Consider the following 7854-nt stretch of genomic DNA (forward strand, 5'->3'; position numbering starts at 1 on the left):
GACGTCGGACTGCTCTCGCTCGCCCCTCCTCAGGCCTGCGGGCGGGCGGATCTCCCCGCCCGGCCGGCCCTTGAGCTTCTGCCGAGTCGTTCTGGGGGGTCGGGTTTCCAGCACTGCCAGGATCATCTGCCTGCGACTGATCCGCATCCGAAGCGGGCCGGCGGCGCGTGGACGCCGCACTTCCGCGGACCGTGCCGGCAGGCGGGGCCTTGACGTTTCCGTGGGGACCGGGCTGCGCCGTTGGGGTGAAGCGCCCCTGCGATCCCCCTCCGGCCGGGCCGGTCCCGGCGACGCCGCACCCCGTCAGGGCGTGCCGCCGCCCGGGTCCCGGCGGGCCAGGCCGTCGCCGATCGCCCGCCCGGTCGGGGCCGCCGTCAGGTAGGGCCGTACGTCGTGTGCCCGGGCCCCGTTGTGGATCGGGAGGTCGCGCACCCGCTCGCCGAAGCGCGGCCCGAGTTCCTTGGCCAGTGCTACGACGTCACCCCGGTCGGCGACGTTGACCCACTGCCGTACGGGTGCGGGCCAGCTGCCCCGTCCCTGCGCGGGCTGCGGCCTGAGCCGGTCGAAGACCAGGTTGCGCACCCCGAGCGGCGACCCGAGGGTCACCAGCGACACGCCGGGCCACTGGGGCCGCGCGCACAGCGCCTCGTAGGCCACGACCGAGCCGAGCGAGTGCGCGACGATGACCTCGGTCCGGTCCGTGACGGCCGCGGCGAGCCGCTCCTGGATCCGCTCGCGCAGGGCGGGCTCCGTGAAGTACCGCCTCACCTGCCGGGCCGCGCCGATCATGAGGCGCTCGCTGAGTCCGGCGAAGAAGGCGGAGTGGCTGAGCGCGTCCAGGGCCCGCTGCACGAGGAGCGGGGTCCGCAGCCGGGTCCGGTCGCCGGGCCCGGACACCGCCGGCTCCAGCCGGGCGGCCTGCTCCCACCACCGGAGCAGGAGGTCCCGCTCGATGCCGTCCTCGACATCGGCGGCGTCCAGCTCGGGCGTACCGAGGCCGCGGTGGCCGCGGTGGCGGAAGAGGTCCCCGTAGAAGGCCATCGAGACCTCCTCGCGCGGAACGCCCGGGTGTCCGGAGAGCGTCAGGCCGTCGCTGAGCGCCGGGTACCACTCGGAGAGCAGGGTCTCGGGGCCCAGGACCTCCTGGGCGATGCCGTGGACGAGAACGATGCGGGTCACGGGCAGACCTCCGTCAGGCTCAGGGCGACCACGCCCATGTCTGTGGCGACGCAGATCCGGCCGGCCGGATCCACGGCGAAGCCGTTGATCCCGCTGCCGATGTGGATCTCGGTCTTCCAGATGGCGCTGTTCATGTCCCACACGCGCATCAGACCGTGCTGATCGGCGGCGATCAGGGCGGGTACGCCTTGTACGTCCAGGACGCGGATGGCGCTGACCCCGGACGAGAACCGCGGCAGCTCGGCGCGCAGGCGCCACCCGCCGTCGCAGGTGTGGACGCGCAGGCTGCCGTCGCCAGCCCCGGTGACGACGATGTCCTCGCCGTCGACGCGGGCCAGTTCGAGGCCGGTGGCACCGAGTTCGTGTCCCCCGAGCGGCTCGGCGAGCGGACGCCCCGTCTTCAGGTCCCAGAGGCGGACGGTGCCGTCGTAGGAGGAGCTGGCGACGGTACGCACGCCGCCGCGCAGACCCGACCGCAGGGCGGTCACGGGGGCCGTGTGACCGGTCATGGGAGCGCCGTGCGGCGACTGGGTGCGCAGGTCCCACGCGTGCAGCGTGTAGTCCCGGGAGACCGAGACCACGATCTGCCGGCCGTCGAGCACATCGGTGGCAGCCCGCCACGCGGTTCCGGTCCGCTTCGTCAGGCGGCGGCGCGGCTCCAGGCTCCACACATCGGTGTGCATCCAGCTGCTGCGCACCACCACGGTGTCCTCGCCGAGACGGGCCGTGGTGACATGGCTGACGGCCAGGTCCTCGAAGGTGAGCTGCGGGGCGACCTGGCGGCCGTCGGCCAGGTCGTGCACGCGGACGACGCCGTCGCGTCCTCCGGTGACGACGAGGTCGCGGCCGTCCCCGCCGGGGACGATGTCGGCGGACAGGAGGGTCTGTTCCGCCCCGCAGAGCGGCTCTCCGATCGGCCGCAGGGTGGCGAGGTCCCAGATCCGCACGTCCAGCGAGCCGGCGGTGACGACGACGGGCACCCCGCCGGCGTGCCCGAACACCGGGGGTGTGTCGGCGCTGACGGGTCCCCTCGAACAGAACACCTCCAGGGGCGGCCCGAGGGGCTCTCCCGTCTCCGCCTTCCATGTCCGCACGGCGTTGTCGAGGCCGATCGTGGCGAGCACGGTCTCGTCGCCGGTCCGGCCGAGGGCGCCGGCCAGCACGACACTGGTGTGGCCGAGGAACGGTCCCGCGACCTGCCTCCCGTCGACCACGTCGTGGACCTGCACGTTGTTCCCCGCGAGCGAAGCGAGGACGACGGCGCGCGTGCGGTGGAAGGCGACGCCCACGATCCGTGCGGACAGCGTCAGGTCCATGACCTCGAAGTGGGCCGACCTGCGGGCGGACAGCCCTGTGCCGTACGAGGTCAGGTGCCAGAGGTAGGCGCGGCCCAGGGCGGTGGCGAGGACGATCTCCATCCCCCGGCCCGCGCGGCGCACGGCCAGATGCCGGACGCCGCCCACATGGCCGGTCAGCGGGGAGCCGACGGGCGAGCCGGAGACGGCGTCCCAGATCCTGGCCGTGCCGTCCTCGCTGCCGCTGACCACGACGGGTCTGCCGTCCAGCTCGCCGAAGGCCAGGCACCGCACCGCGTTGGTGTGCCCCTCCAGAACCACTCCCCCGGCGGGCTCCCGCAGCGGATCCCACAGGCGGACCGTGGTGTCGGAGCCTCCGGTGGCCACGCGCAGCCGGGCCTCGACCACCGCGCAGGCCACCGCCGACACCTGTCCCGTGTGGCCTCCCATCGAGGCGCCGGCCTGCTCCCGTGTGCGCAGGTCCCAGACCCTGGCGGTGCCGTCCTCGCTCCCGGTGACGACCACCGGGCGTCCGAGGCCTGCGCAGAAGGCCATCGCACGGACCGGCTGCGTGTGGCCCTCCAGCGGCTGGTCCGCCGTCAGGTCCCAGATCCGGGCCGTACGGTCCTCGCCCACCGTGACGGCGAGGGCCGCCTCCCCGTGGTTCGCCAGCGCCGCCGCCGTGATGTCCTCGACGTGGCCCCGCAGTTGGTGGGCGAGCGGTCGCAGCGTCCGCAGGTCCCAGAGCCGGGCGCTGCGGCTGCCGCTGGTCAGCGCCACCGGGCTGCCCGCGAACACGCCGACCGCGGCGGAGAACACACCGCTGCGGGTGACGTGGACATGAGCCATGACGGGTTCGCCGATCTGACGGCGCTCGGCCAGGTCCCAGCGGCTGAGCATGCCGGCCTCGTCGCCGACCAGGACCATGGCGCGGCCGTCCGACTCCGCGGCGCACACCGCCGTGACGCCCATCGCGGGCCCGATCAGCGGGCTGCCGTCGAGCCGGGCGTCGCCGCCGTCCAGGACGTCGGAGAGGTCCCACACGTAAACGGCCTTGTCCTCGCCGCCCGTGACGGCGATGGGACGCCCGTCGAGTTCGCCCAGGTCCGCCGCCCGGACGGAGCGCCGGTGGGCGCTGAGGTTGCCCCCGAGCTGGCGGCGTGCGTCCAGGTCCCAGATGCGGGCCGTCCCGTCCGCGCTCGCGGTCAGCACCACCGGATGTCCGCGCACCGCGCCGACCACGATGGACTCGACGCGGTTGGAGTGCCCCTTGAGCGGCGCACCGTACTCCTGGCCGGCGGAGAGGTCCCAGATCCGGACGGTGCCGTCGTCGCCTCCCGTCAACGCCACCGTGTAGTCGCCGACTTCACCGATGGCCAGGGCGTTCACCCCGATCCCCACCGGCAGCGGGTCCCCGATCTGCCGCTGCGCCTGGAGGTCCCAGACCAGGGCGGTACGGTCCACGCTGCCGGTCACCGCGATGGGCCGCCCGTCGAGCAGGCCCACCGCCACGCACGACACCGTACGGGTGTGCCCCGCCAGCAGCCGGTGCACGCCGCTCGCGGACCACCAGGCCCAGCGCGCCGACCAGGGCCGGATGACGGCCAGCTCCTCCACCCGGTCGGCGAGCCGCTGCGCCCCGCAGCGCCGGGCCGACAGCTGGAGGTCGGCCGCGCGTTCACCGAGCGGCCGCTCGGCGGTGAGCCGGTGGGCGACCTGCTCGTAGGCGCCCCGGATCCGGCGGGCTTCCTCACCCTCGATGGCGGCGAACGCCCGCAGCAGCGAGAGGGGTTCGCCGGCCAGCAGGAATCCGGGGTCCTCGATCAGTTCGGCGAGCCGGCCCGCTTCCGCGGCGTGCGTGGCGAGGTGCTGGCGTACGTAGGCCACCGCGGCGAACCAGTCCGGATGCCCCTCGGCCGCCCCGGGGACCAGTGACCGCAGCGCCTCGACCACGGATTGCTGGATCTCGGCGGGCGGCCGGTCCGCGGTGGCGCGCAGGTGCTCGGCCAGGGCCTTGTGGTAGAGCCGGTACACCGAGCGCCGGTCGTCGTCCACGACCTCGGCGATGTAGGCCTCGGCGACGTCGAGCAGCCAGCTGACGTCCTGTTCCGCGCAGGGGACTCCGGAGATCACCGAGCTCAGCGCGGTCCACACCCGGCCGCGCGGCAGCCCCTTGCCCTCCGAGAAGGCGAGGGCCAGCAGCATCCGCCGCACCCTCGGCTCGTCCGGGCCGAAGCGGGCCAGGTAGTCGTCGAAGGCTTCGCCGACCTCGCTGGGCAGGGCATCGGCCCAGCCGGGCTTCGAGATGTCCACGGCCGCCTCGTCGGAGCGCAGCGTACGGGCCGTGGTGCGGGCGTACAGGTAGACCCCGGCGGCCTTGTCGGCGACCCCGCGCGCGACCGCCCGTGCCAGGTCGGGCCGGTCGCGGTAGGGGGTGCGTACGTCGGCCTCCTCGGCGGCGAGCAGGACCCGGGCCACGTAGCCGGTGACGTCCTCGTACCCGGCCCGGTACTCGTCGCGGTCCAGGTCCAGGCAGACGAAGGTGGGGCCGAGCGGAGTCACGAGCTCATGGCGGGTGCCGACGAGGAGGCGGACTCCCTGGATCTCGGACATGGGGCGCAGCAGCTCGCGGGTGATGCGGCGGGGCTCGCCGTGGCCCCCGGCGTCCGCGGCGGTGTCGGATCCCGCCTCGTCCACGGCGTCGACGACGATGATCAGCGGTGGCCCCTGGCGGCCGCGCCGGGTCAGTTCCTGCAGCAGGGCGGCCGCCCCGTCGGCCTCGGTGCCGAGGGCGGCGGCGATCCGGTCGACGATCTCCTCCAGGCGCTTGTGGCGCGCGTGGACGGCGGCGGTGACGCAGCCCTCGGGGACCACCGTGCGGGGATCGCCTCCGGTGAGGTCCAGGCGGGCCCGGTAGGCGGGGTCGGAGAGGGCTACGATCCGGCCGAGGACCGCGGACTTGCCGCATCCCGGGCTGCCGGTGACGACCCGGCCCCGTCCGTCGCCGTCGGCAGCCGTCAGCCAGCCGACCAGCTCCGACAACGCCGTCACCCGGCCGCTGAAGTACAGGCCTTGCTCCGACTCGAACTCCACGCCGCGCGAGCGGGGGCCGAAGTGCTCGGTGAGGTCGCGGGCGACCACGCGGCGCTGGACCTCCAGGTCGGTGCCGAGCGGGGGTAACTCCTCGCGGTAGCCGGAGTTCGCCAGGAACGGCGCGAGCCCGGTGACCAGGCCGCTGGCCAGTTCCGCCCGCTGGCCGCGGCCGTCCGCTTCGAAGCGTTCGTTGACGGCCTTCACGAGCTCGGTGAGGTCGAGGTACTGCTGGCGCTGCCCGGTGCGTTCGGTCGTGGTACCGATCGCCTCGCCCAGCGCCGTGGCGAAGGCGCCGTCGTCGGCCACGTCCTTGCGCCGTGCCGATGCCAGGAACCAGAGCCCCGCAGAGGCATCGACCGCCGCGCCCCGGTACACGATGGTCTGCAGCGTGACGGCGGAGGCGTCCGCGCTGCCCGCGCCCGCGGCGCAGGTGTCGAGGATCAGCAGGAGGTGGCGCAGGCCGCCCTTGCAGAGGATGCGGACGAGGTCCTCGGTGGCCAGGGCCGTGGCGGCGAGGTCGGTGTCCCGCGAGTCCCAGCACAGCAGGTAGTGCCGGTCGCGGTCCTCGACGGCGCCGTGGCCGGCGAAGTAGACGACCACGACGTCGTCACCGGTGAGCGCGGTGTCGGCCGACCAGTGGCGCAGCTTCTGGCGGAGCTGTTCGGCGCCGTCGTACTCGCCCAGTCCGGAGAGGACCGGCGCGTATCCGAAGGACCCGAAGAGGGCCGACATCGTGCGGATGTCCGAGGGCACGGAGCCGAGCTGCTCGTCCGGGGGGAGGTGGCAGTACCTGCCGCTGCCCATGCCGATGAAGAACCGTCGCCCCACGCAGCCGCCCCCGCCGCTCGCCACCGTCAACGCTGATGCCCTCCGACGATAGCGAGCCCCCCGGGCTCGCGCAGCGGCATCCGCCGACCGGCGCGGGGACGGGCAGGCCGGCGGCTCAGTCGGCGATCTTGCCCGTGGCTTCCAACAGCTGCGGACGGCGACAGTTGCAGGCCGCCACCTCGGCCTGGCCGGGGCCACCGGCGGCCGGGACCTCGATCACTGCCGTCAGGCTCAGCTTCGCGTCCGAGCTGCGCCACCTCTTGCCCTTGGCGTCCAGCAGCGTGCTGTGGCCGGAATCCTCGTCGAACGTGAACGACACCGTCCCGGCCTTGCCCTCCACGTGTTCGGAGCGCAGGAGCGGGCAGGCGACCAGCGAGGTGCCGTTGTCCAGCTTCAGCACGGGCAGCTGCGGACCGGTCACCTCGTGTTTGTACGTGTACCTGACCAGCCCCTTGAGCCCCGGGTGCTCCGCCTTCGCCTTCAGCTCCCCGATCGCCCCGGCCGTGAGGGGGCCCTGCGCGAACTCCGCGCTCTGCGGCTCCGCGTCCGTGGTCGTGAAGCTCAGGTAGTCCGCGAAACGACCGCACGCGCCCCGGTCCGCCTCCGCGGTCGGCGACAGCACGGCCGCCCCCGCCGCATCACGGCTGACTGCCGCCACCGGCGTCTTCCTCAGCTGTACCGCCAGCCCCGCGAACGGCGAAACGTCCCCGGCCTCCAGCGGCACCGACGCCGCCGTGGCCACCCACGTCTCCACCGCCGCCTTCCACTCCCCGCCGGGCGCCTCCTGCACGAAGTAGTGCACCGCCGTGGCCGGCCCGTCCTCCCGCCCGTTCGCCTTGCTGAACACGGCGAACGACCTCGGGTACGACGGCTGGTCCCGCTCCGCGGGAATGGCGAACGCCGGATTCACCAGCCCGGCCACAGCACCGTGGAGATCCCCCTGTATCGCGCGCAGGGCGGCGTCCGCCTTCCGCTCCGCCATCAGCGGACCGGTCACCACCTTGGCGATGCCCTCGGATTCCTTCCAGCCCATGGAGCTGCGGCGTTCCCACTCGTACCGGCTGAAGACCTTCTCGGCCTCTGCTTGCGTGATCACCAGCGGCTGCGGCGCCTCGGCCGCGGGCTTCGCCGCCGCTCCGGACGGCCCGCCCTTCCCGCCCCCGCCGTCGCACCCTGCGACCCAGGCCACCATCACGACCACGGCCACCCCGACGGCAACCCCTCTGACCCGAACCACCGGCCGTTCCCTTCCCCTGGACATCGCTCAGGGAAGGTCCTCCCCTCCTGGCTGACCAGGACCTTATGCCCCGCGTCCAGCTCGCGGTGGGGCAGGGTGCCCTGCGGCGCCACGCTGCTGAAGGCATTGCGCCGGGCGACGAGGAAAGCTGCCTTCGACGCGCCCGTCGCCTTCGATTCGGGGGCTGAAAGTGGCCCGGACCACACCCCCCAAAGGGGTACG

3 protein-coding genes are annotated in these 7854 nt (G+C 73.9%); all 3 read right to left on the reverse strand.

The features are described 5' to 3' along the window. Nucleotides 1–303: 303 nt before the first annotated feature. The 3 genes from AB0D94_RS30095 to AB0D94_RS30105 all read right to left on the reverse strand — a co-directional run bounded on the left by AB0D94_RS30095 (nucleotide 304) and on the right by AB0D94_RS30105 (nucleotide 7632). Nucleotides 304–1179, reverse strand: coding sequence for a hypothetical protein (locus AB0D94_RS30095; protein ID WP_362058065.1), 876 nt, complete (start codon nucleotides 1177–1179; stop codon nucleotides 304–306). After that, the gene (locus AB0D94_RS30100; protein WP_362058068.1) at nucleotides 1176–6395 is read right to left on the reverse strand and encodes a caspase family protein; all 5220 of its coding nucleotides are present in this window, start codon (nucleotides 6393–6395) and stop codon (nucleotides 1176–1178) included. The genes AB0D94_RS30095 and AB0D94_RS30100 overlap by 4 nt, the downstream gene beginning before the upstream one ends. Nucleotides 6396–6510: 115 nt before the next feature. After that, nucleotides 6511–7632 carry a hypothetical protein gene (locus AB0D94_RS30105; RefSeq protein WP_362058071.1) on the reverse strand — a complete coding sequence of 374 codons (1122 nt, stop codon included), beginning with the start codon at nucleotides 7630–7632 and terminating at the stop codon, nucleotides 6511–6513. Nucleotides 7633–7854: the final 222 nt, after the last annotated feature.

Source organism: Streptomyces sp. NPDC048255, from assembly GCF_040652415.1.
In the GTDB taxonomy this organism is placed as follows: Bacteria; Actinomycetota; Actinomycetes; order Streptomycetales; family Streptomycetaceae; genus Streptomyces.